The sequence below is a fragment of the Nocardia goodfellowii genome (assembly GCF_017875645.1).
Taxonomy (GTDB): Bacteria; Actinomycetota; Actinomycetes; order Mycobacteriales; family Mycobacteriaceae; genus Nocardia; species Nocardia goodfellowii.
This window is the reverse complement of sequence record NZ_JAGGMR010000001.1, coordinates 4,542,832-4,568,122: the sequence shown is the minus strand read 5'-3', so window position 1 is coordinate 4,568,122 and position 25,291 is coordinate 4,542,832. Positions and strand designations below refer to the sequence as shown.

The following is a 25,291-nucleotide window of genomic DNA, read 5'->3' as shown; positions in this document are numbered from 1 at the left end:
CGTTTCCGCTCATGACGCGGGTTCCATCCGGGTGATCCGGGAGTGCCATTCGAGGTATCGGTCGAGCCAGGAATCACAGGGCAGGCCCTGCGCGGCTTCGGCGAAGCCGTGCCCGCCTTCGGCGTAGGCGTGCATTTCCACGGAATGCCCGGCGGTGCGCCAATCCTGGTGCAGGGCGAGGTTGCCGCCGACCACGTTCTCGCCCGGGTCGTCCGCCGCGAAGCAGAGGAACAACGGTGGGGCGTCGGGAGGCACACGGTATTCGTGCCATATCGGCGGGTATATGGGCGCGGCGAAATCGGGCCGGGTCGCGGGCTCGTAATCGGTTGCCGCGCTTACTGTCAGCAGTCCCCCGGCCGAAAAGCCGAGTATGCCTACGCGGTGCGGGTCGAGATTCCATTCGGCGGCTCGGGCGCGCACCATCCCGACCGCCCGGCGGGCGTCCTCAGCCGCGAGGCGAGACTGCGCTTTGATCTCGTCCATGGTGTAGGCGGAGGCCCACTCGCGCTGGAACTCCTCGTCGCTCGGAGCTGTCGGCAGTAAGCGGTAACGCAGGACGAAGGCTGTGATGCCCTGCGCGGCAAGCCGGTTCGCGACCTCCGTCGCGGTTTCGGTGAGCACCACGAAACTTCCACCAGGGCAGATGATCACCGCGGAGCCCGTCGCTCGGTCGGGGTCCGCCGGATGGACCGTGCACGCGGGCTGGGTCACGTTGCGGATCACCCGGAGCTGTTGGTGCCCCGGTACCGCGGACAGCACCGTCGATCGGCCGTGCGGCTCGGTATCAGGTTGCGAGCCAGACGGATTCGGCCAGAGCGGGATCAGTTCGACATGTTCAGTGCTCATCGACGCCCACCGTTCCGGCATTGCCGTCGACGGTGATCTGCTGGCCGGTGCGCAGTCGCTCGGTCGCGTTGCCGGTGCCGAGGACCGCGGGAATGTGGTACTCGCGGGCCACGATCGAGCTGTGGCTGAGCGCACCACCGACATCGGTCACAATGGCCGAGGCGAGCGCGAACAGCGGTGTCCACGCGGGCGTGGTCATCTTGGCCACCAGGACGTCACCGGGACGCATCTGGTCGAATTCCGCGGGGCCGTGCACTATTCGCGCCGGACCCGTGGCACGACCGGGACTGCCGGGCGTGCCCTTGATCGCGACCTCGTCCGGTGAGGTTTCCTTGCCGAAGTCGATTCCCAGGATCTTCCCGCCGCCCTTGACCGGCAGCACATGCGGGGCGGTTCGCGCCCGCTGCGCCTGCCAGAGGGCGTGCCGTTCGGCAACCGTGGCACGCGAATCATCGGGCGTACGACCGGCATCCAGCGCGCGGGTCGCCGCCTGGAGTTCGGGCAGCCGCAGCCAGTACACATCCGCCGGGGCCTCGAGCACGCCCGAGTCGACCAGTCGCCGCCCGAGCTCGGCCGCCAGCCGGCGCACCGCGGGCCAGCCCGCGCCGACATCCGCCAGCGCGTCCTCGCGCAGCGGGGCCGCGGACTGGGCCCAGCCGAGCAGGCGCAGCGGCAGTCGGCGCACGAAACGTGGTCGCTTGTTTTCCAGGCAACGCTCCGCCTCGGTGCGCGCTCGCACGGCGGTGCGCTGGCGCGCATAGGGATCCGGGGCGTCCTCGCCGAGGAAGAACCGCAGCACCTGCAGTTGCGAGGCCGGATCGTCGGCCGGCAGCGGCTTGGCGAAATCGAGGTCGTAGACCATGTCGCCGAACTCGGTCAGGTGCCGCTGGAACCGCTGCCGGAACTCCGGCCACGCGGCATTGTCGCGGTCGGCGGTGAGATCGGCGACGGTGGCCGTCGTGAGCAGTTCGGTCAGTCCCGGTTGTGTCCGCGCCCAGCGGGCCAGGTCATAAAGCGCCTGCTCGCCCCGGATCGGCTTGCTGTCGAAACCGAGCAGGAAGGTCGCCGCGGGCGGATCATCCGAGGCCTTGACCACGTTGTACGCCTTCGTGAACAGCGACTCGCTGAGATACGCCGCGGGCAGCGCGCTGCCCTGGATGGTCAGGTAATACCGGGCGGCCTCGTCCACGATCTCCGCCATTCCGCCCAGTAGCCGCACGGCCGGTTCGGCGGTCAGGTCGACTCCCTCCCATTGCCCGGCCACCTGCCGGTAGCGGTCTCGGGCGGTCCGCCAGCGCTCGGGCGCGGAACGCAGCAGTCTCGGCAGCGTCCGGCTCAGGAACTTCGGTTGCGCCAGCGCCATTCGGACCAGCAGGCCGCCGCGGTAGTCGACGTTGTAGTAGCCGTAGCCGTTGATGACCGCCAGCGGCTCGCTGAAGTACGGCAACTGGATCGCCCGGTAGTGCGCGAGCGTCGCCCGTTCCCAGGCCGGAATGCCGAGGGTGGCGAACAGCGGGGAGAGCGGATCGGGCAGCAACTCCATCACGCTGCTCCGGATGTACTTGCCGTGCGGATCGGGCAGATCCCAATCCTGTTCGGTCGCGGCGGGCGCGGCGTCCGGCAGTGCGGTGATCGGGCGCGCCTGCACCACGAAGAACCGCTGGGCGTGCCGCGCCCACTCGATATCCATGGGCTGCCCGTAGAACTCCTCGATGCGCACCGCCAGGCGAGCGAGTTCCGCTTCGGCCGCGGGCTCGAGCACCGGCAGACGGCGGCGATCCTCCGGTACCGCTTCTTCGCGTGTTCCGTCCGCCGTGCGCACGGTCATGGACTCTTTGTCGCTGATGTCGCGCTGTCGAATCGTGTTGCCGCTCTTGGCGATCACGATGGTGTCCGGGGTGACCCGGCCACTCACGATCGCCTCACCCAGCCCCCACGCGGCGTTGATCAGCACTTCGTCACGGGCACCGGTGAGCGGATTCGCGGTGAACGCCACCCCGGCCGAATCCGCGGGCACCAACTCCTGTACGACGACCGCCAGCGCCACGTCGTCGGCGGAGATACCGTGGCGGGCACGGTATCCCAGGGCGCGGTCGGTCCATAGGGAAGCCCAGCACCGCTTGACCGCGGCCACCACGGCTTCGGCGCCGACGATATTGAGGTAGCTGTCCTGCTGTCCCGCGAAGGACATCTCCGGCAGATCCTCGGCGGTGGCCGAGGATCGCACCGCGACCGCCACTTCGCCGAGCCGGGCATAGCCGGTGCGGATCTCCTGGGCGACGTCCTCCGGAACCGGTTGCGCGGCAATAAGAGTGGCGATGGCGTTCGCCGCGGTCGTCCAGGTGCCGGGGTCATCGGCCGCCACTCCGGCCGCCACTTCGAGTATTCGCTCGTGCAGCCCGTCCGCCGCCACGAACCGCCGGTAGGCGGCGGTGGTCACATGGAACCCCGGGGGCACGGGCAGCTCGGCACCCGCCATTCGGGCGAGTGAGCTGCCCTTGCCGCCCGCGACTTCCAGGGTCGCGAGCGGGTCGGCCAGGGTCAGAGTGTACGAATCCAGCTGATTTTCCACAGTGTGCACAGCAGCTCCCAAATCGGGTTTCGCGGGATCAGGCAGAGAAGGTGGCGCGGGTACGCGTGAGCGCCGCCAGCAGGTAGGACTTGCCCGCAGCGAGATCGGCGCCGGCGGGCGGGGTCAGGCCGAGTTCCAGTAGCTCGGCCAGGGCGTCGACCACGGCGTCGGTCGCGGGTGCGGCCTCGTCGGCGTGCGAGAAGGTGTGCCGCAGCGCGGGAGTCAGGGCGTCGAGGATGAAAGCCACGGCGTGGGCGTCGATATCGGCGCGCATCGCACCGACCTCCTGCATACCCGCGAGGAAGCCGACCGTGCCGACGTCTTTCAATCGATCGAACAGCGTCCCCGGCTTGCGCAGGTACTTGCCGAAGACCGCCTCGTCGCGCGCGACGATCGCCGCGGCGAACGGCAGCGACCGCAATGCCCGCACCATCGCCCGATAGACGCTGGCCACCGTGCCGCCGGCCGGGTCGGCGCGCAGCGCCTCCGACCACTGCTCGGCGTACCGGTCGAGTTCGCGTCGCCCGGCCGCTTCGACGAGGTCGTCTTTCGACTTGAAGCGCAGGTACACCAGCCCGCGGTGCAGCGCGACCGCGTCCGCCACATCGCCCATGGTCAGCTTCTGGTAGCCGACCCGGAGCAGCAGTTCGACTGCCGCGTCGAGAATCGCCTGCTCGCGCTCGACCTCGTTGACCGCCATTTTTGACCTTTTGACGAATTTGGATAATTTGTCAAAGCCGACCGTACGCCGCTCTCCGCGCCGCGTCAACGCCCCCCGGCTGCTCGCCCCTGGCACCGGGACTAACCTCTGGGCTGTGTGAGATCCCATGCGGACACTGACATCGTGATTCTCGAAACGACAGAAGGGTGCTCGCGTGGAATCGGACTGCTTCCGATTGATCGAGCCGCGTCACATCGGCGAGGTGATGCCGGCGTGGGAGCCGCATTTTCCGCATTTCGACACCGTGCGTGGGTATTCCGAGCTCGGGCACGTCTTCCTGCGCAACAGCGGCACGCGGGAGTACGCGGTGCTGCATCCCTACGAGGCGCGAGCCGAGAGCTACGGGCGCTTCCGCGATATCGACGACTTCATCACCGATGTCCTGCTCGACCGGGTTTTCACCAAATATGTGCTGCGCCCGTCGCACGTGGCGCAGATCCGGCGGCTCCTCGGCCCGCTGGAAGAGCGCGAGGTCTACATCGCCACGCCGTACCCGTTCCTCGGCGGCTCCGAGGAACCGGATGCCTATATGCGCGGCGACATCTGGGTGTTCCTGGACCTCGTGGCGCAGAGCGTGGAGATGTGATCGCGCGGTGCGTCACGGTCTGACGGCGGTGCCGGTTTGCCCGCGCCCGCGGGTGTGCTCGAGGTGCTTCATCACCCATCCGGCGCTGGCGCCGTGCACGATCACCGACAGCACGATCGTGAACGCCGCGATCGCCCAGATGGCGTCGGCTTCCCGGCCGAGATCCAGCTGCGTCAGGCCGTAGGAGACGTAGTAGATCGAGCCGATACCGCGGACGCCGAAAAACGCGCTGACGGCCCGCTCCTTGCGGTCCATCTCCTGGCACCGCTGCAAAGACAGCCACCCGGCGAGCGGCCGGAACACGAAGACGAGCAGTACGCCCAGCGCGACGCCGGGCCAGGACAGCGCGTCCAGCAGGCCGGTGGTGAGGGCCGCGCCCAGCAGCAGAAGCACTACCAGCGTGAGAACATGTTCGAGCTGTTCGACGAGACTGTGCATCTGTTCGTGGTATCCGCTGTCGCGCTCGATGCGTCGAATGGCGATCGCGCAGGCGAACACCGCGAGAAATCCGTAGCCCCCGGCGAGTTCGGTGAGCCCATAGACCGCGAATACCGCTGCCAGCACGGCCATCGGCTCCCCTCGGTCGGCGAGCCGTGCGTCCTTGATGGGGAATCGGAACAGGCCCCGGCCGAGCAGATCGCCGAGGATCCCGCCGATCAGGACGCCGACCACGATCTTGCCGAACAATTCCCAGGCGACCCACCCCGCGAACCAGCTCCGCACCGAACTCTCGGTCGCGAGAAAGATCGCCAGATAGACGAAGGGGAAGGCCAGCGCATCGTTGAAGCCGGCTTCGGAGGTGAGGGCGAAACGCACTTCGTCGTCCTCCTCGGTCGAGCCCGCGCCGCCGGGGGTGGGTCCTTCGACCTGCACATCCGAGGCGAGCACCGGGTCGGTCGGCGCCAGCGCCGCGGCGAGGAGTGCGGCGGCGGCGGGCGTCAATGCCACTGCCCACCAACCGAATACCGCCACCGCAGCGATGCAGAGCGGCATGGTGATCAGCAGCAGACGCCAGGTGGAGCCCCAGGTCCGCCAGTCCAACGGGCGGTCGATGGCCAGTCCGACACCCATCAGGGCCACGATCACGCACAGTTCCGCGAGGTGTTCGATCACGGCCGGATGCGACATCGGGGACACCGTTTGCAAGCCGGTCGGCCCGATTACGAGTCCGACGATGGCCCCGACGCCCAGCATGAGCATCGGTGCGGTGATCGCCCGATCCTTGAAGAGGCGAGGCAGCGTCGCCGCCAGCAGCAGGGCGATTCCGGCGGCCAGATATACGCGTTCGATATTGAGGTTGGTCATCGTTTTCGCTGCGCCACCGCGCAAGTCACCTGTCTTTCGGAGCCAAAATCAAGATCTACCCGGTTGCCGCGCATGGAAACGGCGGGCGGGTTCGCGACCTTGCTCGCAGGCCCGGTGGCTGCCCGGCCAGAGCGCGCAATGGGATTGCGCCGGTGGTGGTTTCAGGTCGATCAACTAGTTCAGATCCAGCCCTTTTCCCGAGCTTTGAGCGCGGCCTCGTACCGGTTCGCGACACCGAGTTTGGCCATCGCGGAGGACAGGTAGTTGCGAGTGGTCCCGGGCGACAAGTGGGCGCGGCGGGCGATTTCGTCGACCGACGCGCCGTCGAGGGCGTACTCGAGCACGTCGGCCTCACGGCCGGTGAGGACGGTGTCGCCGGCGCTGATGGCCTCCGCCGCCAGTTCGGGGTCGACGTAGCGGCCGCCGTCGTGGACGGTCCGGATCACCGCGGCCAGCGTGGCCGCCGAGGTGGTTTTGGGCAGGAAACCGCGCACCCCCGCGGCGAGTGCTCGTTTCAGATAGCCGGGGCGTCCGTGACTGGTGACGATCAGGGTGCCCGCGCCGGGGGTGAGACGCTGCAGCTGCACGGCGGTCTCGATGCCGTCCATGCCGGGCATCTGCAGATCGATCACCGCCACCGCGACCGGCGTGCCCGCGGCGCTCCGGCGTCGCCACTCGGCGAGGAGTTCCTCGCCGGAGCCCACGTGGCCGACCACCTCGATATCGGTCTCGATATCGAGCAGGGTCGCCAACGCGGCGCGGACGAGTGTTTCGTCGTCGGCGAGCAGGACGGGAATCATGTGTTCTCCCAGTGGATTTCGATCTCGAAGGCCTCGGTCGACGCGTGCACCTCGAGCGTCGCGCCGGTGGCCGCGAGCCGTTCGGCGAGGCCGCGCAGCCCGGACCGCTCCCCCGGTGTGCCGCGGGGACAGTTGTTGCGCAACGACATTCCAGCGTCTCCGAGGGTCAGTACCGCCGAGGTCGCCGCGGAGTGCTCGACGATGTTGGTCGTGCCCTCACGCACCACCCAGGCCGCGACCTCGTGATACCGCGCCGGGACCCTGGCCGGATCGCCTTCGACTACGAGCCGGCAGTCCACCGCGGCGAGCAGCGAGCGCGCACCGGCCACCTCGGCCCGCAGATCGATGCCGCGGTAGCCGCGCACCAGTTGACGCATCTGGCCCATCGATTCGACGGCGAGCGCCTTGACCTCGTCCATCTCGGCGGCCGCGCGATCGGCGGCGCCGGAACGCGAGAGTACCGCCGCGAGTTCGCTTTTCACCGCGATCGCGGAGAAGCCGCGGCCGACGATATCGTGCAGGTCACGCGCGAAGCGCAACCGCTCCTCGGCCACCTGCAATTCCGTCTCGACCACCCGCGCCCGCTCCAGCTCCTCCACCACCCGCAAACCCCACACCGTGAGCAAGGTCGTGCCGACCGCGAAAACACCGGCCAGCAGACTCACGAGCGCCGCGACCAGGCCGCCGGTCAATGACGAGGCGTACGCCAGACCAGTCGCGAGGCTGATTCCGGCGACCGCCCACCACTTGTGCCGCGGCAGAAACGAGACCACCGAGAAGATGGCCAATATCGCCGTGTAACCGCCCGCCATCCGCGCTTGGTGCGCGACAGTCTCGCTCGCCGCCAGCCGGGTGACCACGGCATAGACGAGCCATACCCCGCCCAGCAAGCTGATGGCGGCGGGCAACATCCAGCGGCGCGATACCGCCTCGGTGGCGAAGTCGGGTTGTGCGTGCAGTGCGAGGATCGCCGCGATTCCCGCGATCACGATCCCCGGGGCGAACCACGGCGAATCGACACCGTTGGTCATCACCACGGTCAGCACCAGCACGGCGACCGCGATCTGCAGGGTGACCCGGGTGTAGAGCCGGAACTTGGCGGCTCCGGGCAACTCGTGCCACCACGAGGTCAACCGAGTCATCCCCGGTCGTCCCAGCGGAAGCTCCTGCGGGTCAGCACGACTGCCAGGACGGTCCATAGCGCCAGTGTGGCAAACGGCCGCCCGAGTTCCGCGAAAGTACCCGCGAAGTCGGCGGCCACGTCGTCGGCGGTGGCCGTAGCCGGCTTACCGGACGCACCGAGGGAGACCAGATCCGACACCGCGGCGAACGGCGTCCAGTCGGCCACCGCGGCCAGCCGATCCGGCAGGACACCGCGGATGGACCCGAGGCCCAGCATCGCCACGATCATCACCGGCAACGAGGTGATCTGCGCGGCCTCCGCGTTCTTCGTGACGGCGCTGGTCGCGAGTGCCAGCAACGAGAACAGCGCGACGCCGCCGATCAGTCCCAGGGCGATCGCCACGGGGTTCACCGGTGCGGGTGTGCCCGTGCCATAGACGACGGCGGCGACCACGACCGTGCACGCGAGCGTGACGAACACGCCCGGCACCGCCGGGGCGGTCTGGATCTGCCAGTCGGCGGCCTCCCCGGTGCGCAACCGTTTCAGCACGCCCTCGCCGCGGCGCGTCGTGACCATCGACAGCACCGAGTAGTACTGCACGAACAGCAAGGTGAGCAGCGCCAGCAGCTCGAATGTGGTGGCCGCCATCGCAGTCGTGGACGGTTCGTCTTTGCGGGCGATCAGATACATCGCCAACGGTGTGCCGATCGGGAAGACCGTCGCCATGTAGACCAGCGTCTTGTTACGCCGGAACTGCAGGAACTCCGCCTTGGCCAGCGCGGCCAACGGGCGGCGGCGAATTGTCGTGGTGGATGTCGCGGTGTCGATCATCGGGAGGCTCCGATCAGTTCGGGGTTTGTGCTCGTGGTGTCCGCCGAGTCGCCGGCGATGTCGAGGAAGACCGACTCCAGGGACGCGGCGCGGGCTTCGAGTCCGCCCAGCCGTACGCCGTGTTCGCGGGCCCAGGTGAGCAGTTCGAACAGGTGACTCTGCAGGTCATGGGTCGTGACGGTGACGCGAGCTCGGGCGTCGGTCCGTGCGGCAGGCAATCGCGGCAGCGACAGTCCCGGATGATCGAAGGCGATCCGGGCCGGGTGCCCGTCTACGATCTCCCGCAGCGCGCCGGTGCGGACGACGGCACCTTTGTGCATGATCGCGATCCGGTCGGCGAGTGCCTCGGCTTCGTCCAGATAGTGCGTGGTGAGCACCATCGTCACCCCGGACGCCTTGAGGTCGGCGAGCAGTCGCCATGTCGCACGACGGCTCTCCGGATCGAGCCCGGTCGTCGGTTCGTCGAGGAACAGCAACCGCGGCCGCCCGAGCAGGGCGCAGGCCATGTCGACGCGGCGTTGCTCACCGCCGGAGAGCGAACCGACCCGGACTTCGGCGCGGTCGGCCAGGTCGACCTGGGTGAGGACCGCGTCGGCGGTGGTGGGGTCGGTGCACGTCCCGCGCCACATCTCCAGCGCTTCGCGCACGGTCAGCTCGGCGGGCAGTCCTCCGGACTGCAACATGATGCCGACCTGCGCGCGTACCTGCGCCCGGTCCCGGAGCGGATCGAGACCGAAGACCCGCACCTCACCGTCGGTCGGCGCGGCCAGCCCCTCCAGCAGGTCGAGTGTCGAGGTCTTGCCCGCTCCGTTGGTCCCGAGCAAGGCGAAAACCTCTCCCGACACGATCTGGAGGTCTACCCCTTTCACCGCTTCGAAGGCGTCCTTGCCGTGCCCGTAGGTTCGGCGCAGGCCGCGCGCGGTGATGACATCGTCGATCGGTTTCGCCTGGGCGCCAACCTGATCCGGCGGGTTTCGATGTGCGCTGTTCATAGCCTCAACTGTCGCCGAGACCGCCGGCGGACAGTAGTAAGCGCAGTCACCGAAACCTGATGACTTCCGCATGGATCGGCCATGACAAATGTCAGCGGACGCCGTACAGACCGATCGGTAGGCTTTGTCCGGGGAACCGGCTCCACCCCTGGTAGCGCACATCCGAACTGCTGATCAGAGAGGATTTCGCGAATGACCGATTCGATGAAGGCCCTGCAGTACCGCAGCGCCGGCACGGCACCGGAGATAGTGGAGATTCCCCGGCCCGTGCCCGGACCCGGACAGGTGCTGCTCCGGGTACTCGCCGCCGGGGTATGCCATTCCGATTTCGTGGTGATGGGCGCACCAGCGGACCAGTTGAGCTTCCCGCTGCCGTTGACGCTCGGGCACGAGGGGGTGGGGACGGTCGCCGAGACCGGGCCCGGTGTCCACACGGTCGACGTCGGTGACCTCGTCGCGGTGTACGGGCCCTGGGGCTGCGGTGCGTGCGCGAAATGCGCGGTGGGCAAAGAGAATTACTGCCTGCGCGCCGGCGAACTCGGCATTCACCCGCCCGGTCTGGGCGCTCCGGGCGCGATCGCGGAGTACATGATCGTCGACGACGCCCGCCATCTGGTTCCCATCGACGACCTTGATCCGGTGCAGGCGGTCCCGCTCACCGACGCGGGCCTGACGCCGTATCACGCGATCAAACATTCGCTGCCGAAACTGATCCCCGGATCCACAGCGGTCGTGATCGGCGCGGGCGGCCTCGGCCACGTCGCGATCCAGCTACTGCGCCATCTCAGCCCGGCCCGCGTCATCGCACTCGACGTGAGTGCCGAAAAACGCGCGCTGGCAAAGGAAGTCGGCGCGCACCACGCGATCGAATCCGACGGTGCGGCCGCCGCGACCATCCGCGAGCTGACGGCGGGGCGCATGGCCGAAGCGGTTTTCGACTTCGTCGGCGCGCCGCCGACGGTGGCTATCGCGGCGGCCTGCGCCGCTGTCGAGGCCGACGTGACCATCGTCGGGATCGGTGGCGGCACCCTGCCGGTGGGATTCGGCGTACTTCCCTACGAGGTGTCGGTGAGCGCGCCGTACTGGGGCAGCCGAGCCGAGTTGATCGAGGTGTTCGACCTGGCCCGCAGCGGCGCGATCTCCGTACACACCGAAACCTACGCGCTCGAGCAGGCCCCGCAGGCCTACGAACGGCTGCACGACGGCAAGGTACGGGGGCGAGCTGTCATCCTGCCGAACACTTGACCTTCGCGCCGGAATCGAGGGCCCTTTCAGACCAGGGCGGCGACGTAAACGGCGTTGCCGCCCTGGTGTTTCGCCCGGTACATCGCGGAATCGGAATTGCGCAGCAGCTCACGGTAATCGGCCTCGTCGCGGGGGTGCGAAGCGTCGAGGACCGCGACGCCGACACTGGCGGTGATCGTCACCGGCAGATCCGACATGTTCTCGACGGCCCGGCGCAGTCGCTCCCCGATCGACGTGGCGTCCGCGCGCAACGCGCCGACCACCACGAACTCCTCCCCGCCGGTGCGCGCGACGAGGGCATCGGATTCCACCGCGTCACGCAGTCGCCGGGCCGTGTGGATCAGCACCTCGTCGCCGAAGGGGTGACCGAAGGTGTCGTTGACGGCTTTGAAGCGATCCAGGTCCACCGTCGCGACGAACGCCGCGGTCCGGCGGCGACCGCGACCGATCCGCGCCGACAGATGCGCGTCCAGACCGCGCCGGTTCAACAGCCCGGTCAGCGGGTCCGACAGCGCGTCCACCCGCAGCAGCCAGTGACTGAACTGCATGAACGGCAGCACGACCCCGACCACGACCACCATCACCAGGATCACCCCGATGCCGACGGCGATATCGGCCCGCCGGCTCGTGCCGTAGCCCGGCAGCCTTCCGCTGATCATCAATCCGGCCATCAGGACACTGGTCAGCACCGTCCAGCCGATGTGCAGCGCGAGAATGCGCGGACCGTGGAACACCGCGACGTAGCCGCCCATCGCCGCCAGCAGCACGATCCCCAGCACGCCGACCACGCGGTCGTGGGCGATCAGCTCATTGGCTGCGGTGTCGAGGTCGAAGAGCACGATCCAGGCCAGCGACTCGTATTCGCGCGGCCACGGCAACAACCACCAGCGCAACGTCCACACGCCCGCGATGACCGCTTCGACGACGCCCTGCACCTCTATGATCCGGCCCGGCGCCTCGCCCTGCGCCATCGGGGCCAGCACCGCGAGGCACAGCATGACCAGCCCGCCGGTCCCCAGCATGAACTTGAACGGACCCAACGCACCGTGCGCGGCGAACGTCTCGACCAGGCCGCGATAATCGACCCGGTCGCGCCACCACCTGCGGAACACCGATTGGTTGTCTCTCAACGAGAAGCCGCCTTAGGTGGACAACGGACCCCCGGCATTTTCGAGCACTATCGCCAAAGATTGCCACACGGCCGAACCACGACCGCGCCGACGCGACCGTAACTTTATCGAGGTCGATCCATGACGGCCCGGTTTTGCTCGCACCGCCCGCGAAAGCCGGGTATTGCTCGGCGGATGAATCGTTCACCCCGTGCGTTGCCGAACGCTCACCTGGAACAGTTACCCGGAGCGAGCGGAGATGCGGTGGTCCGTGGTGACGATGGGCGCCTCCTTGTCCACCCAGGAGTCGCCGTCGAAGTACAGCCGGAATATCTTCTCGGCGGTGCGGGTCGCCAGAGCCTGCGTCGACAGGGTGGGGTTGGGGCCGCCGAGGGAATTGGCGAGTGCCGAATTGTCGGCGATGAAAAGGCGTTGGACCCAGCGTGCCTGTGCGTCGGCGTCGAGCACCGAGTTCGCGGCCGAGGCGCCCATTCGCATCGACGAGTGCACATGCAAAAGCAATGGCGACCAATCCATTCGGTACACCCGCTTCGCGCCCGCCGCGCGCATGATCTCGGCGGCTCGCGCGGCAATGAATTCCCGGTTGGCCAGGGTGCGCGGGCTGCGTTGCCGCCGGGACACATCGATCTTGGCGGGCGCGCCGTTCTCGTCCGCGGGAAACAGCGACGGCGTGATCCGGTTGCCCGGTTCGACGTGGTCATCGGTGATGACGAGGAAGTTGAGCAGATTGTCGATGCCGTTGCCGAGCAGGTCCATCAGTTCGTGCCCGACCAGACGGCCGGCGGGGCCGTCCCATGGACCCAGCGGGCCCCGGCCGTTGTCGTAGACGCCGCGCACTCCGCTGTCGGACATGCACATCGTGAACGCCTGGATGGCGGGGGTCAAGCCGACGTTCTCGATTCCGCCGCGGCCGGGGAAGTCGACGCGCGCGGCCGAGTTGGCGCCCTTGGAGTTGCCGGTGTATTCGTCGAAGCTGCCGACCACCCAGTCGAGGAAGTGGTCGGTGTGCCCACGCCCCACCCAGTTGTTGGGATCGGGCAGGCCGCTGTTGAACCACAGGCGCGGGCTTTCGGTCGCACCGCCTGCCAGCACCACGACTCGGGCGTCCTCGGTGCACACCGCTCCATCGGCGTTGTCGCGCCAGGTGACCCCGGTCGCCACCACCGCGTTGCCGCGATGTTCCCAATTGATCGCGGTGACAAAGGAATCCGCGAGCAACTCGATGGGCTTGCCGCCCGGCCGCACCGCGTCCGCCGCCAAACCGAGTGGCACGTAGCTGTTGTCGGTGGATCGCTTGGCGACGAGGTTGCGCGGTGCGCTGATCGGCTCGAAGCAACCTTGGAAACAGTGGCCGCACAACGTACAGCCGGTCGCGGCGGGATAGGTCAGCAGGTCGGCTCGGTCGGTACGTCCGGCGTTGCCGCCCGGCTGCAAGATCGCGTTCTGCTGCGGCCGGAACGATATGCCGGTCGTGGTGCGGGAGGTCTGCACCGGCAGGCCCACGTTCTCGCAGCCGCGGAAGGTGATGCTCTCCTTCGTTCCCATCGCCGCGGTCTGGACCGGCAGCGTCGCCTCGACCCACTCCAGATACGGCACGAATTCGTCATAGCTGAACGGGAACTCGTGCGCTCGGTCGTAGGCTGCCGCGTCCGGACCCGAATAACCCTGGAACACACCGGGATACGGACGCGGGCAGTTGCCGAAATAGTGGACGGTCGTGCCGCCGACCCCGGACAGTTGCCAGGCGTACAGATTCGACGCCCATTCGCGGAACCACGCCGGCTTCGCCCGGTCCTGCGGGCCGAAGCGCAGATAGCCGTCGTTGGGATTGTTGGCGTCGTTCTCCGCGTGCGACCACTGCGTGGCGGGCGCGGCATGACGCGGTCCACCCTCGAGCAGCAGCACGTCCAGCCCCCGGCCGGCGAGTTCGGCGGCGACGACGGGACCGCCGCCGCCCGCGCCGATCACTATGACATCACGCATGAGCGGGAATCTCCGTTCGCCCCTGGTAGTAGCCGAGCAACTCCGGATGTCCCTCCATCAGCCCGTCCGGGCGGTAACCGGTGAGGTCCCAGGACGGCGGCCGACCGGAGACGGTGCGCGTCGCGGCGTCGAACATCTCCATCTCCGAGTGCACGCCGAAAGCCGTGCCCTCGAGCAGGATTCCACCCGCGAAGCGCAGGAAGCCGGTCCCCGATTCGCGCAGCGGACCCGGCAGGCCACGGTCCACGATGGACACCAGTTCCGGCATCGGCCGTTCGATCAATTCGAGCACGCGGCACTTGTCACGCAGGCTCAACCGGGCGAACGGCGAACCCAGCGGACCGGCCACCGCGGCGGGGGCGATGAGCAGCGCACCGAAATTCAAGACCAGCCCGACCAGCACCGACAGCGGCAACACTCGATCGGAGTAGACGTACCCGAGGACCTGGTCCAGGCGGCGGCCGTGCTCCGGAGTCACTCCGAGCAGCGGTGCGACCGGTATGCCCAAGTCGTGCAGCGCCGCCGCGAAGGCCACCGCCAGCGGTCTGGTCAGCTGATCCCCCGCGGCCAGGAAGTTGTCGAAGAGATCCATCATGAACTCACCGCCACCGACCTCGATCGGCCCGCGGCCTGGTCGCCAAACGCCTTGCGCCCGTGACCATTCGTCAGACCCGGGAAACACCATGACGCAGACGCCGCGCAGTGTGTCCAGTACGACGGCCTGCACGGCGGCCAGTGGACCGGGTGCCTGCGCGGCCGCCGTTCCACTCCGAATCCCGCCTGGCACAAGCACTCCCGCGCTCACGCAGGCGGCGAACCAGGCCGACCGCGTCAGAAACTCCCGGCGATCGAGCGCTGCGATGAACCGCTCATCCGACATCGTGGCCCCCTGCTGCCCGAAGTCCGAAAAATGTTCCGGTCACCGTATCGGCGGAAGGTGCGCGAGACAGGCGATCTCGGCGAAAATGCTGTTGTGCCACAGGGCGGACGCGCCGTGCATTGTGAAGTACCCAGAACTAGCCAAAAGCCCTCGCGGGCAAGCGCTTTCGGATAGCCTCGGCGCTTGCCCGCACCGGCGAGCACGATGACCGCGCAACCGCAGTTCAGGACAACAGCGCTGTGCGCAGCGCGATGTCGTCGGGCCGCACCGGCACCCGGGGCAGATCCAGCCCGGTGGCGTCGCGCAACGCGTTCAGGATGGCGGGGGTGGAGGACAGCGTGGGCGGTTCGCCGACACCGTTGAGGCCATAGGGCGAATCCGGGTGCGGGAACTCGAACATCGTGATCGGCATCGGCGGCACATCGAGGATCGTCGGGATCAGATAGTCGGTGAACGACGGGTTGCGCACCCGCCCGCGTTCATCCACCACGATCTCCTCCATCAGCGCCAAGCCCAGGCCCTGCGCGCTACCGCCTTCGATCTGGCCTTCGACCGCCAGGGGATTCATCGCCTTGCCGACGTCCTGGGCCACCGCCAACTCGACGACGCGCACCAAACCGAGATCGACATCGACGTCGACCACGGCGCGGTGCGCGCAGAACGCGAAGGCGATGTGCGCGTTGCCTTGACCACGCTCCGGATCGATTCCCTCCGTCGGCCGGTGGTGATATTCGTAGACCTCGGTCACGGTGTCCGCGCCCACCACCTCGGCGATCGACGCCACCGCCGCCCCGCTGCCCGCGTCGATGATCGCGTCGCCGCGCAGGGCGAGTCCCGCGGCACTGCGGCCGGTGGCCTGTTCGGCCCGGCTCAGCACTTCGCGGGCGATCCGACGGCAGGCGCCCTGGACAGCGCCGCTGGACATCCAGGTCATCCGGGAGGCCGACGCGGAGCCCGCGTCGCCGATCCGGGTGTCGGCGGGCAGCACCACGACCCGGGTGACGCCGAGTTCGGTGGTCGCGATCTGCGACTGCACGGTCGTGATCCCCTGCCCGCATTCGGCGGCCGCCGTGTGGATCGAGACGACGGGGTCGCCGGCGGTGATCGAGAGGGTGACGCGGGCCGTGGAGATGTCGTCGACACCGCCGGAGTAGCCGATCGCCTTGACGCCCACCGCATATCCGACACCGCGGCGAATACCCTCGCCGCGGGTCGTATTGCCGACCCCGCCGGGCAGTGTGCGCGAGTCACGGATCGCCTCGGCGGCGGGCATCGGCCGCTCGCGCAGGGACTCGAGCAATTCACGAACCGGCGCGGGCCCATCCACGGCCTGGCCCGTCGGCAGGATCGTTCCGGTCGTCATCGCGTTCTTCAGTCGCAGTTCGAGTGGATCCATGCCGAGTTCGCGAGCGAGTTTGTCCATATTAGATTCACAGCCGTACGCCGACTGCACCGCGCCGAATCCACGCATCGCCCCGCACGGCGGGTTGTTGCTGTAGACGGCCAGGCCGTCGATCTCCGCGTGCGGGACCTCGTAGGCGCCCGCCACGAAATACGACGCGTTCGCGATCACGACCGGCGAGGTCGAGGTGTAGGCGCCGCCGTCGAGCACCAGCCGCGCCTTGACATAGACGAGTTTGCCGTCACGGGTGGCGCCGTGTTCGAAGCGCATCTTCGCGGGGTGCCGGTGCACGTGCCCGAAGAAGGATTCGTAGCGGTTGTACATCATCTTCACCGGCTTGCCGAGCCGCAGTGCGAGCATGCAGGCGTGCACGTGCACCGAGAGGTCTTCGCGACCGCCGAAGGCGCCACCCACCCCGGCCATCGTCAAGCGGACTTTGTCCACCGGCAGTGCCAGACAGGGCGCGATCTGTTCGAGGTCTTTGTGCAACCACTGCGAGGATACGTAGAGCTCGACTCCGCCATCCGGGTCCGGGACGGCGAGGCCCGACTCCGGGCCGAGGAAGGCCGGATCCTGCATGCCCACCTCGTAGTCACCGGAGACGACGACCTCCGCCGCCGCACGCGCCCGCGCCATATCGCCGTGGCGAATCTTGACGTGGCGCACCAGGTTCGAGCCGTCGTGGATGGAACGAGTGCCCACCTCGAGCGCTCGCTCGGAGTCGGTCACCGGTGCCATCGGTTCGTAGTCGACCGCGACCAGTTCCGCCGCGCGCCGGGCGGTCTCCGGATCGTCCGCGGCCACCAGCGCCACCGCTTCGCCCTGATACCGGACCTGGTCGATGGCAAGGACGGGCTGGTCGGCGATCTTCATCCCGTAGGTCTTCACGCCCGGGACGTCCTCGTGGGTCAGGACCGCGTGGACGCCGTCGAGGGCCAGCGCCTTGCTCGTGTCGATCGACCGAATGCGCGCTGCCGCAAGCGGACTGCGCACCGTGGTCGCCCACACCATGCCGTCGATCCACAGATCCGAGGAGTAGGCGAACTCGCCGGTGACCTTGAGCGTGCCGTCCGGGCGGAGCGCGCTGCTTCCGACGCCTTTCCCCTCCTGGGTCTGGGCGACGCGCACCAGGGTTGACGCGGATCGATCTGTCTCGGGCGCTCTGGTCATGAGCTGACTCCTTGGGACTGCGGCGTTTTCGCGACGCCGGTGACTGTCGGGGCCGCCGGTCCATTCCCACCCAGCCGCCGCTGTCCACCGCGGGCGTCGGCACATTCCCGACCGGAGCCGGGCCTCAGTCTACACGTGTAGACCACGGGCGGCCAGCGCACGAGCCCGTACGCTGACCCTGTGCAGCGGACCACTCGCAACGACGTCGCCCGGCTGGCCGGTACCTCTCCGGCCGTGGTGAGCTACGTGATCAACAACGGCCCCCGGCCCGTCGCGGCCGCGACTCGGGACAAGGTGCTGGCAGCCATCGCGGAGCTGGACTACCAGCCGAACCTGATGGCCCGGGCCCTGCGCTCGACGCGGAGCAACACGATCGGGCTCGTCGTTCCCGACAGCAGCGAGGGCTTCTTCACCGAACTGGTCCGCGGCGTCGAGCGAGCGGCTTTCGCCGACGGTTCGCTTGTACTGCTGGGCAATTCGGGTTACGCACGGGATCAGGAGATCCGCTACGCACGCACCCTCGCCGGGTTTCAGGTCAGCGGCTTGCTGCTGGTGCGGTCGGAGATCGACGCGGGGCGGGCCGCGCACACCGATTTCGGCGTGCCCGTGGTCTATTTGAACTACCGTGCGCCCCGCGGCGCCGACGCGACCTCGGTGACGCTGGCCAACCGACAGGGCGGCAGATTGGCCGCGGAGCATCTGCTGGGACATTCCTACCTCAGAATCGGTTGTCTCGCAGGCACTTCCAAGTCCGGACCGGTGGCCGATCGAGCCCGCGGCTGGATGGAGGGGATCCGGGCCGCCGGGGGCGATCCGTCGCTGGTGCGGCGTACCGGTCTGGATCGACGGAACTCACGCGAGGAGGTCCGGGACTGGCTGCGCGAAGCGGACCGGCCGGACGCCATCTTCACCGCCGCGGACGGCTTGGCCCTCGATGTACTTGCCGCGGCTCAGGAGTCGGGCCTGCGCGTGCCCGACGATCTCGCCGTGCTGGGCTTCGGCGCGACCCAGCCCGCCGCGCACAGCTGGCCGCCGCTGACGACGGTGGGCCGGTCGTTCGACGACTTCGGCCGGGCGGCGGTGTCGACCTTGGCTGCGGTGCGGGAGGCCGATACGCGCCCTGCCGACCAGACTTTGGCGGTGCGCTTGATCATCCGACGCAGCTGCGGATGCCCGAAAGATTGCATGTAACATGGCGATGTTGACGCACAAGGAGGCGCCCCGCCATGTCAGAGTCGCCAATTTTGCAGAGCATCTCTTCCGGCGAACTACTCACCGACCGCACGTACGAGGCCCTCAAAACCGCCATTCTCCGTAATCAGTTGCCCCCCGGCACGGCGCTGAGCGTGCCCGAACTGGCCCGGCAGCTCAATGTCAGTCGCACGCCGGTCCGCGAGGCGGTGCAGCGCCTGATCTACGAAGGCTTGGCCAACCATGTTTCGCGCCGGGGCGCCGAAGTGAGCAAGGTCGATATCGACGACCTGCGTGAGTTGTATGTGGTGCGGGAAATGCTGGAGGGGCTCGCCGCGCGCCTGGCGACCGCGCGGCTCGACGCCGCCGGTTTGTCCGCGCTCCGGGAGATTCTGGCCGAGCACGAGGGCGTGCTCGGCAGCGGCACCGACCATGCCGCGCATGTCGAACTGGATATCCGGTTCCATCGCACCGTGCGGGAGATCGCCGCGAACCCCCATCTCACAGCGACATTGGAGCCGATCGCCGGCCGATCGCATCTCGCACTGCACTCGCTGTGGCGCAGCGTGGACGCCCCCCGGTTCGCGCTGGACGAACATATTCAGATTGTCGAAGCCATGGCCACGGGAGATCCGGAATACGCCGAAGCCGTGGCGCAACGCCATATCTCGCGCCTGCGCGTGCGCCTGTCGCAGGCGACCACCCGGGAGGATATGACCGGCGCCTCCCCGCGCCGCCGGGAGTTCTCCCTGCTGGCCGGCGACACGAAGCCAGCGAAACCCCAGCGGCGCGCGGAGTATCGCGCGCCGCTGGAGTCCCCCCGCTAGCGGTTACTTCGCGGCGTCCAGCGCCGCCTCCTCCGCCCACGCCGACGGGGTGTACCCGCTGTAGTGGTCGGCGTGCGAGTTCGTCGCCGAGGCCTGCGTGATGTCACCGCGCAGGTAGGCTTCCGCCTCCGCCTTATCCTTCGGCGGCGGGGTCGGGGCCAGCCCGAGCAGTTTCGCCATGTTGTTGCCCAGATAGCCCTCGAGGTCGTCCTCGGACAAGTCCAGGCCCTGCGGGGGCTTGTGGCACAGCACTTCCAATTCGCGCGCCCACATACCGGGCTCGTTCGGCGGCGAATCGGTGCCGAAGACCATCTTGCTCTTCTTCATCTCCTTCGCGAATTCCACGATTCGAGATTGCAGCAGCCAGCCGGACTCACCGATGACGTTGGTCGAGTCCTGGATCATCCAGAACGCCTCGAAACAGTAGACGCCGCCGGTCTGAATCCCGAAGTGCCCCAGGATGAAATTTACCCCGGGGAACTCCCGGATGATCGGATAGAACTGGGTGGGAATGGAGTACGGGCCGTCACCGGTGTGGATCAGCACGGTGACACCGAGCTCGTCGCACACGCGCAGGGCGGGGCGCAACCAGTCCAGTGCCCGGTCCGGGCGGTACGAGTGCATGTTGGCGTGCAGCTTCATCATCTTGTAGCCGTGTTCCCGCACGTGGAAAGCCAATTCGGCGGCCCCGTTCTCCGGGCCGAAACGCGGGTTGTAGATGAAGTTGCCGACGAACCGGTCCGGGTATTTCTGCACCATCGAGGTCACGTAGGCCTGGTAGTCGCGAATCCCCTCGCGGCCGCTGCGATTTCCCTCCCGCCACGCCGTATTTCCCGGTGGCGGCATGATGCAGCTGATATCCACCCGGCGCGGTTTCCCGTTGATCCAGAACGGGCCGTCCATCATTTCCAGCGTCCGCTCGCCGGTGAACGGTTCACCGGTGTGCCGCCACGCTTCGTCGACGAGGTTCGTCGGGTGGACATGAGTATCGATGATCATTTGCGATTCTCCTCACGAGGTCGGAAATAGATCCCCGGCCGCGAATCACCGCACCTACGGGCCGCGGGTGAACACCGCGGCGGGCCGGCCCGACTGCCGGCTCGATGGCACCGAGTTCAGCACAGCGGGACCGGCGTGTCAACGGATTGCATGTAATCCCAGATGCCGTACTGGATTCATCTCAGCAGGTCAGCCGGTACTGCCTCGCATCCCAGGATTCGAGTTCGATTCGACCGAGGGGTTGACAACGATCACAGCCAGCGGTTTACATGTATCCGTGACCACGGCATGTGTGCCAGGTCACATTGCCGGTGACCTCCCGCTCTGGGTTAAACCGTTCGGCACGTGCTGGGCCTCGGCCTGGCCGGGGAGATATCTCCCCCTACGCCAACGGAATTGAGGCGGCTGTGCCGCCCGGGAAGGCAGCGGCGGCCATGACACCTCCACTCCCCCAGCACTGCGATCTTCTACTCACCGGCGGGACCGTGCTCACGGTCGACGACGCGCGCACCGTGTACGAACAGGGCGCGGTAGCGATTACCGGCTCGCGGATCGTCGCGGTCGGATCGTGCGCCGACCTGCGAGACTGGCGAGCCGACACTGTCATCGACTGCACCGGCCGCTTGGTGCTGCCCGGTTTCGTCGACGGCCACAATCACCTGTATCAGGCCCTGGCTCGCGGCCTGGGCGAGGGCATGTCGATCGTGCCCTGGCTGTGCGAGTTCATGTGGCCCTACTCCATTGCCATGACCACGGCGGACGCGGTTGCCGCCGCGCGCCTCGGCGTGGTCGAGGCGCTGCGCGCCGGCACCACGACTGTCGTCGACAACCATTACGCCCCTAGCGATTTGGCTACCACGCTGGCGGTCGCGGACGTGATCGAGGCGGCGGGCCTGCGCGGCGTCGTCGCCCGCGGCATGATCGGCGGCCGGACCGAGATCGCCGCCCGGCGTGGCCAGCCGCAGGGCCTGTTCCGGTACAGCGCCGCCGACGAGATCGCCATGACCCGGGAGGCGATGCAGCATCGGCCGCGCGGGTCGAAGGTCGAAATATGGCCCGCCCCATTGAATCTCACCTACGTGGATCAGGACCTGGTGCGTGGCTGCGTCGAACTCGCGGCGGAGTACGACACCAAATGGCACACCCATTGCTGCGAGAGCAGCAAAGACCCGCAGAGCTACTTCGAGGCCTATGGCGTCCGACCGGTCGAATGGCTGGCCAAGGAGGGTCTGCTCGATCACCGCGCGACCCTCGCCCACGCCATCTGGCTCGACGACGACGAGGTCGAACAGGTGGGCGCGGCCGGGGCCGGGGTGGCACACAATCCCGCCTCCAACGCCTACCTCGCTTCCGGCACGATCCGGCTGCGTGAGCTGCGCGGCAGCGGCGCGGCGGTGTCGCTGGGCAGCGACGGACCGAGCTGCGGGCATCGGCAGGACCTTTTCGAAGCCATGAAGCTGTCGATCTTCGCCCAGCGGCTGTCGACCCTGGACCCGACCGTGTGCCGGGCCGAGGACGCGCTCGAGCTGGCCACCCGCGAGGGAGCCCGCTACGCCGGCATCGATGCCGGCGTGCTCGAGCCGGGCCGCCTGGCCGACATCATCGTCGTCGACGCCGACCGGCCACACCTGCGACCGTTGCACCGCGCGGTGAGTTCCCTGGTCTATGCGGCACGGGGTTCCGATGTGGACATCACGATCGTCGGCGGGCAGATCGTCTATCGAGACGGGCGCTGTCTGCTGATCGACGAGGACGACGCCGCCGAACAGGCCGAATACCAAGCAGAGCAACTGATTTCGCGCGCGGGCATGTCCGCCCTGCGCCAGCCCTGGTCACACTGACCGATCCCGCACGGCCGCGGCCCGGCCCGTTCCACGACTCATCCCACCGCAGCGCCGGCCCAGGAGTAGTTATGAAGATCTTCACCCGACCACGAAGCCGGTCGGTAACCACCAGAGACCCTGTCGATTCGATTCCCCCAGCGCGGCACCTGATACCGCTCGGCCTGCAGCACGTGATCGTCGCCTATTCGGGCATGGTCACCTTGCCGCTGGTCATCGGGCTGGGCATCGGATTGTCCCCGGCGCAGATCACGACCCTGGTCACCGCGAACGTGTTCGTCAGTGGCCTGGCGACGCTGCTGCAGACCCTCGGACTGTTCAATGTCGGTGTCCGGCTGCCCATCGTCATGGGCTCCACGTTCACCGGCATCACCCCCGCCATCATCGTGGGCAAGGAGTCCGGGCTGCCGGCCGTGTTCGGCGCGACCATCGTGGTCGGACTCATCACCTGGTTGATCGCACCCTGGTTCGCCCAGCTGACCCGGTATTTCCCACCGATCGTGACCGGCACGACCATCGCGATCATCGGCTTCTCGCTGCTGCCGAAGACGGCGACGATGATCGCCGGTTCCGCGACCGCGGCCGATCACGGCGCACCCAAGCGCCTGCTGCTCGCCGGCGCCACCATCGTGCTGGTGGTCGTGCTGGAACGGGTGATGCGCCCGGCCATCGGCCGGTTCGCCATCCTCATCGCCCTCGGCGCCGGCACCCTGGCGGCCTGGCCGCTCGGGTTGACCAACTTCTCCGCCACCGCGGACGCGCCGATATTCGGTCTGGTGGAACCATTTTCGTTCGGTACGCCGACCTTCGTCCTGTCCGCGATCCTGCCGATGCTCATCGTGCAGGTGGTCAATATGGTGGAGTCCACGGGTGACACCCTGGCCGTCGGTCAGGTCGTCGGCCGGAAAGTCGGGCCGGGCGATATCGCCCGCGCGTTGCGCGCCGACGGCGTCGGCACCGCGCTGGCCGGGGTATTCAGCAGCTTTCCGTTCGTCACCTTCGGCGGCAATGTCGGGCTGGTCAGCATCACCCGGGTGATGAGCCGATACGTCGTGGCCACGGCCGGTGTGATCCTGGTACTCATCGGCTTGATGCCCAAGCTCGGTGCGGTGATCGCCTCCCTGCCGGGACCGGTGCTCGGCGGCATCAGCGTGGTCATGTTCGGCACCCTCGGCGCGATCGGCGTCAAGCTGATGCTGGGAGCGGACTTCAGCAACCCGCGCAATCATCTCGTGGTCGCCATCGCGTTCGGGTTCGGGCTCATTCCGGTCGGTTCACCCGACTTCTACGACCAGTTGCCCGGGCCGTTGCAGACCGTGCTGTCCAGTGGCATCGCGGCGGGCGGTATCGCGGCGTTCCTGCTCAACCTGTTGCTCAATGGTGTTGCGCCGGAACAAGAACAGGCTCCGGCCGAGGAATCCGAACGCCTGGCCACCGAACCGGCCGGCCAGGCCGACCCGCAGGCGCGAGCTGACCTGCCATGACCGACAAGGAAATGAACCCCGGCGTGCGGCCGGAGACGAGCGGCACGGCCGCGGTCGACGAACGCCCCGGTTTCGTGCACATGGTGCTGCTCGGCCTGCAACACACACTGGTCATGTACGCCGGTGTCGTAGTAGTCCCCATCGTGGTCGGCACCTCCATCGGCCTGACCGAAGCGGAGTTGGCCAGCCTGGTCAGCATCGACCTCGTCCTGGCCGGCATCGGTACCGTCTTACAGGCCGTGGGGCTCTGGAAGTTCGGCATCCGGATGCCGTTGGTGGTCGGCGCGGCATCCAGCGGAATCGTGCCGATGGTGCTGGTCGGACAGAGCCAGGGCATGGCCACCGTCTACGGTTCCCTGCTCGTCGCGGGTGTGGTCTGGATGCTGGTCGCGCCGTATTTCAGCATGTTGCTGAAGCTGTTTCCCGCGGTGGTGACCGGCACGGTCATCGCGCTGATCGGCCTGACGCTCATTCCGGTCGGCATCCGGTTGATCGCCGGGTCCGATCCGAGCGCGTCCGATTACGGCCGGCTCGGCCACATCGCACTGGCCGCTTCGGTCATGGCGCTGATGGTGATCTTCCGGCGATTGTTCAAAGGCATGCTCGGTCAGCTGTCGATTCTTTCAGCGTTGGTCATCGGCGCGATCGTCGGATGGTCCACGGGGATAGGCAGTCTCACCGATGTCGGATCCGGTCCGATCGTGGGCATGATGAGCCCCTTCTACTTCGGTGCTCTGCAATTCCACCTCCCCTCGATCCTGCTTTTCCTCGTCATCGTCTTCGTGCTCATGGTCGAAGGCGCGGGACAGGGGCTTGCGGTCGGCCAGGTGGTGGGCAAGCCGGTCGGTCCGGACGAGATCGCGCGGCTGCTGCGCGTGGACGGCCTCGTGACAGCGCTGAGCGGCGTCTTCAACGGCTTCGTCTACACCACTTTCGGGCAGAACATCGGCTTGATCGCGCTGACCGGGGTGCGCAGCCGCTTCCCGGTGGCCGTGGGCGGGGTGATCTTGTTCGTGCTCGGTCTCGTCCAGCCCGTGGGCCGGGTGGCCGCCGCCATTCCGGAGCCGGTGATCGGGGCCGCGGCGCTGGTCACCTTCGGCGCCCTGACCGTCGCCGGGATCCAGATCCTGGCGCGGGTGGATTTCGACCGCACCAGCAACCTGATGATCGTCATGCTCTCGCTCGGAGTCGGGCTGATTCCGGCCTACGCTCCGCGCTTCTACCACCAGCTCCCCGCCTTCGCCGAAATGTTCTTCAAGAGCGGCGTGGCCACCGGCACCCTGCTCGCCATCGTGCTGAATGTCGTGTTCCACGTAGGGCGCCGGCAGATCCCCGAACCCGCCCCATAGCCAGAAAGTCCGTC

20 protein-coding genes are annotated in these 25,291 nt (G+C 67.8%); 7 read left to right on the top strand and 13 right to left on the bottom strand.

All coding sequences use genetic code 11. The features are described 5' to 3' along the window. Positions 1–9: 9 nt before the first annotated feature. From BJ987_RS21020 to BJ987_RS21010, 3 genes are read right to left on the bottom strand one after another with little or no spacing between them, the layout of a single operon-like run. A complete protein-coding gene (locus BJ987_RS21020) occupies positions 10–846 on the bottom strand; it encodes an alpha/beta hydrolase (RefSeq protein WP_209892805.1) in 837 nt (278 codons plus the stop codon). Beyond that, entirely contained in the window at positions 836–3,427 is a 2,592-nt protein-coding gene (locus BJ987_RS21015) for a PEP/pyruvate-binding domain-containing protein (RefSeq protein ID WP_209892802.1), read from the bottom strand. Before BJ987_RS21015 ends, BJ987_RS21020 begins: the two co-directional genes overlap by 11 nt. 28 nt (positions 3,428–3,455) lie before the next feature. Further along, positions 3,456–4,118 carry a TetR/AcrR family transcriptional regulator gene (locus tag BJ987_RS21010; protein WP_209892799.1) on the bottom strand — a complete coding sequence of 221 codons (663 nt, stop codon included), beginning with the start codon at positions 4,116–4,118 and terminating at the stop codon, positions 3,456–3,458. 175 nt (positions 4,119–4,293) lie between these two features. On the opposite strand from BJ987_RS21010, the gene BJ987_RS21005 reads away from it, so the two are divergent. After that, positions 4,294–4,725 carry a T6SS immunity protein Tdi1 domain-containing protein gene (locus tag BJ987_RS21005; protein WP_209892796.1) on the top strand — a complete coding sequence of 144 codons (432 nt, stop codon included), beginning with the start codon at positions 4,294–4,296 and terminating at the stop codon, positions 4,723–4,725. Between the two features lie 12 nt (positions 4,726–4,737). Here the strand turns inward: BJ987_RS21005 and BJ987_RS21000 are convergent, their stop codons facing one another. The 5 genes from BJ987_RS21000 to BJ987_RS20980 form a co-directional block, all read right to left on the bottom strand. Beyond that, positions 4,738–6,030, bottom strand: a complete 1,293-nt coding sequence (locus BJ987_RS21000) for a cation:proton antiporter (protein WP_209892793.1) — start codon at positions 6,028–6,030, stop codon at positions 4,738–4,740. 179 nt (positions 6,031–6,209) lie between these two features. Next, positions 6,210–6,830, bottom strand: coding sequence for a response regulator transcription factor (locus BJ987_RS20995; protein WP_209892791.1), 621 nt, complete (start codon positions 6,828–6,830; stop codon positions 6,210–6,212). Further along, entirely contained in the window at positions 6,827–7,972 is a 1,146-nt protein-coding gene (locus BJ987_RS20990) for a sensor histidine kinase (protein ID WP_209892789.1), read from the bottom strand. The genes BJ987_RS20995 and BJ987_RS20990 overlap by 4 nt, the downstream gene beginning before the upstream one ends. Beyond that, positions 7,969–8,784, bottom strand: a complete 816-nt coding sequence (locus BJ987_RS20985) for an ABC transporter permease (protein ID WP_209892787.1) — start codon at positions 8,782–8,784, stop codon at positions 7,969–7,971. Before BJ987_RS20985 ends, BJ987_RS20990 begins: the two co-directional genes overlap by 4 nt. Then, on the bottom strand, positions 8,781–9,776 hold the full coding sequence (locus tag BJ987_RS20980; RefSeq protein WP_209892785.1) for an ABC transporter ATP-binding protein: 996 nt from the start codon (positions 9,774–9,776) through the stop codon (positions 8,781–8,783). Before BJ987_RS20980 ends, BJ987_RS20985 begins: the two co-directional genes overlap by 4 nt. Positions 9,777–9,980: 204 nt before the next feature. On the opposite strand from BJ987_RS20980, the gene BJ987_RS20975 reads away from it, so the two are divergent. Next, positions 9,981–11,021 (top strand): NAD(P)-dependent alcohol dehydrogenase, encoded by a 1,041-nt coding sequence (locus tag BJ987_RS20975; protein WP_209898812.1) that lies wholly within the window; start codon positions 9,981–9,983, stop codon positions 11,019–11,021. 26 nt (positions 11,022–11,047) lie between these two features. Here BJ987_RS20975 and BJ987_RS20970 read toward each other — a convergent pair whose 3' ends face one another. From BJ987_RS20970 to pucD, 4 genes are all read right to left on the bottom strand, one after another. Beyond that, positions 11,048–12,151: a GGDEF domain-containing protein gene (locus BJ987_RS20970; protein WP_209892783.1), complete on the bottom strand. Its 1,104-nt coding sequence runs from the start codon at positions 12,149–12,151 to the stop codon at positions 11,048–11,050. A gap of 219 nt (positions 12,152–12,370) precedes the next feature. After that, positions 12,371–14,134 carry a GMC family oxidoreductase N-terminal domain-containing protein gene (locus BJ987_RS20965; RefSeq protein ID WP_209892781.1) on the bottom strand — a complete coding sequence of 588 codons (1,764 nt, stop codon included), beginning with the start codon at positions 14,132–14,134 and terminating at the stop codon, positions 12,371–12,373. Beyond that, positions 14,127–15,014, bottom strand: a complete 888-nt coding sequence (locus BJ987_RS20960) for a hypothetical protein (protein ID WP_209892779.1) — start codon at positions 15,012–15,014, stop codon at positions 14,127–14,129. Before BJ987_RS20960 ends, BJ987_RS20965 begins: the two co-directional genes overlap by 8 nt. Before the next feature lie 223 nt (positions 15,015–15,237). Continuing rightward, positions 15,238–17,586 (bottom strand): xanthine dehydrogenase subunit D, encoded by a 2,349-nt coding sequence (pucD, locus tag BJ987_RS20955; protein ID WP_209892775.1) that lies wholly within the window; start codon positions 17,584–17,586, stop codon positions 15,238–15,240. A gap of 180 nt (positions 17,587–17,766) precedes the next feature. Between pucD and BJ987_RS20950 the strand changes: the two genes are divergently transcribed. Both BJ987_RS20950 and BJ987_RS20945 read left to right on the top strand, forming a co-directional pair. After that, entirely contained in the window at positions 17,767–18,777 is a 1,011-nt protein-coding gene (locus BJ987_RS20950) for a LacI family DNA-binding transcriptional regulator (protein WP_209892772.1), read from the top strand. A 35-nt stretch (positions 18,778–18,812) separates the two neighbouring features. Beyond that, positions 18,813–19,604, top strand: a complete 792-nt coding sequence (locus BJ987_RS20945) for a GntR family transcriptional regulator (RefSeq protein WP_209892769.1) — start codon at positions 18,813–18,815, stop codon at positions 19,602–19,604. 3 nt (positions 19,605–19,607) lie between these two features. Here BJ987_RS20945 and BJ987_RS20940 read toward each other — a convergent pair whose 3' ends face one another. Further along, positions 19,608–20,603, bottom strand: coding sequence for an amidohydrolase family protein (locus BJ987_RS20940; RefSeq protein WP_209892767.1), 996 nt, complete (start codon positions 20,601–20,603; stop codon positions 19,608–19,610). 434 nt (positions 20,604–21,037) lie between these two features. On the opposite strand from BJ987_RS20940, the gene BJ987_RS20935 reads away from it, so the two are divergent. From BJ987_RS20935 to BJ987_RS20925, 3 genes are all read left to right on the top strand, one after another. After that, a complete protein-coding gene (locus BJ987_RS20935; RefSeq protein WP_209892764.1) occupies positions 21,038–22,444 on the top strand; it encodes an amidohydrolase family protein in 1,407 nt (468 codons plus the stop codon). Between the two features lie 71 nt (positions 22,445–22,515). Next, positions 22,516–23,928 (top strand): nucleobase:cation symporter-2 family protein, encoded by a 1,413-nt coding sequence (locus BJ987_RS20930; protein ID WP_209892761.1) that lies wholly within the window; start codon positions 22,516–22,518, stop codon positions 23,926–23,928. Next, positions 23,925–25,277 (top strand): nucleobase:cation symporter-2 family protein, encoded by a 1,353-nt coding sequence (locus BJ987_RS20925; protein ID WP_209892758.1) that lies wholly within the window; start codon positions 23,925–23,927, stop codon positions 25,275–25,277. The genes BJ987_RS20930 and BJ987_RS20925 overlap by 4 nt, the downstream gene beginning before the upstream one ends. The last annotated feature ends 14 nt before the right edge of the window (positions 25,278–25,291 follow it).

Excerpts from the sequence above, each read along its gene's own strand:
- BJ987_RS20985 (WP_209892787.1), bottom strand. The coding sequence starts at position 8,784 with ATGATCGACACCGCGACATCCACCACGACAATTCGCCGCCGCCCGTTG.
- BJ987_RS20965 (WP_209892781.1), bottom strand. The coding sequence starts at position 14,134 with ATGCGTGATGTCATAGTGATCGGCGCGGGCGGCGGCGGTCCCGTCGTC.
- BJ987_RS20975 (WP_209898812.1), top strand. The coding sequence starts at position 9,981 with ATGAAGGCCCTGCAGTACCGCAGCGCCGGCACGGCACCGGAGATAGTG.
- BJ987_RS20925 (WP_209892758.1), top strand. The coding sequence starts at position 23,925 with ATGACCGACAAGGAAATGAACCCCGGCGTGCGGCCGGAGACGAGCGGC.
- pucD (WP_209892775.1), bottom strand. The coding sequence starts at position 17,586 with ATGACCAGAGCGCCCGAGACAGATCGATCCGCGTCAACCCTGGTGCGC.
- BJ987_RS20945 (WP_209892769.1), top strand. The coding sequence starts at position 18,813 with ATGTCAGAGTCGCCAATTTTGCAGAGCATCTCTTCCGGCGAACTACTC.
- BJ987_RS21020 (WP_209892805.1), bottom strand. The coding sequence starts at position 846 with ATGAGCACTGAACATGTCGAACTGATCCCGCTCTGGCCGAATCCGTCT.
- BJ987_RS20960 (WP_209892779.1), bottom strand. The coding sequence starts at position 15,014 with ATGTCGGATGAGCGGTTCATCGCAGCGCTCGATCGCCGGGAGTTTCTG.
- BJ987_RS20990 (WP_209892789.1), bottom strand. The coding sequence starts at position 7,972 with ATGACTCGGTTGACCTCGTGGTGGCACGAGTTGCCCGGAGCCGCCAAG.
- BJ987_RS21010 (WP_209892799.1), bottom strand. The coding sequence starts at position 4,118 with ATGGCGGTCAACGAGGTCGAGCGCGAGCAGGCGATTCTCGACGCGGCA.
- BJ987_RS20980 (WP_209892785.1), bottom strand. The coding sequence starts at position 9,776 with ATGAACAGCGCACATCGAAACCCGCCGGATCAGGTTGGCGCCCAGGCG.
- BJ987_RS20935 (WP_209892764.1), top strand. The coding sequence starts at position 21,038 with ATGACACCTCCACTCCCCCAGCACTGCGATCTTCTACTCACCGGCGGG.
- BJ987_RS20930 (WP_209892761.1), top strand. The coding sequence starts at position 22,516 with ATGAAGATCTTCACCCGACCACGAAGCCGGTCGGTAACCACCAGAGAC.
- BJ987_RS20940 (WP_209892767.1), bottom strand. The coding sequence starts at position 20,603 with ATGATCATCGATACTCATGTCCACCCGACGAACCTCGTCGACGAAGCG.
- BJ987_RS21000 (WP_209892793.1), bottom strand. The coding sequence starts at position 6,030 with ATGACCAACCTCAATATCGAACGCGTATATCTGGCCGCCGGAATCGCC.
- BJ987_RS20995 (WP_209892791.1), bottom strand. The coding sequence starts at position 6,830 with ATGATTCCCGTCCTGCTCGCCGACGACGAAACACTCGTCCGCGCCGCG.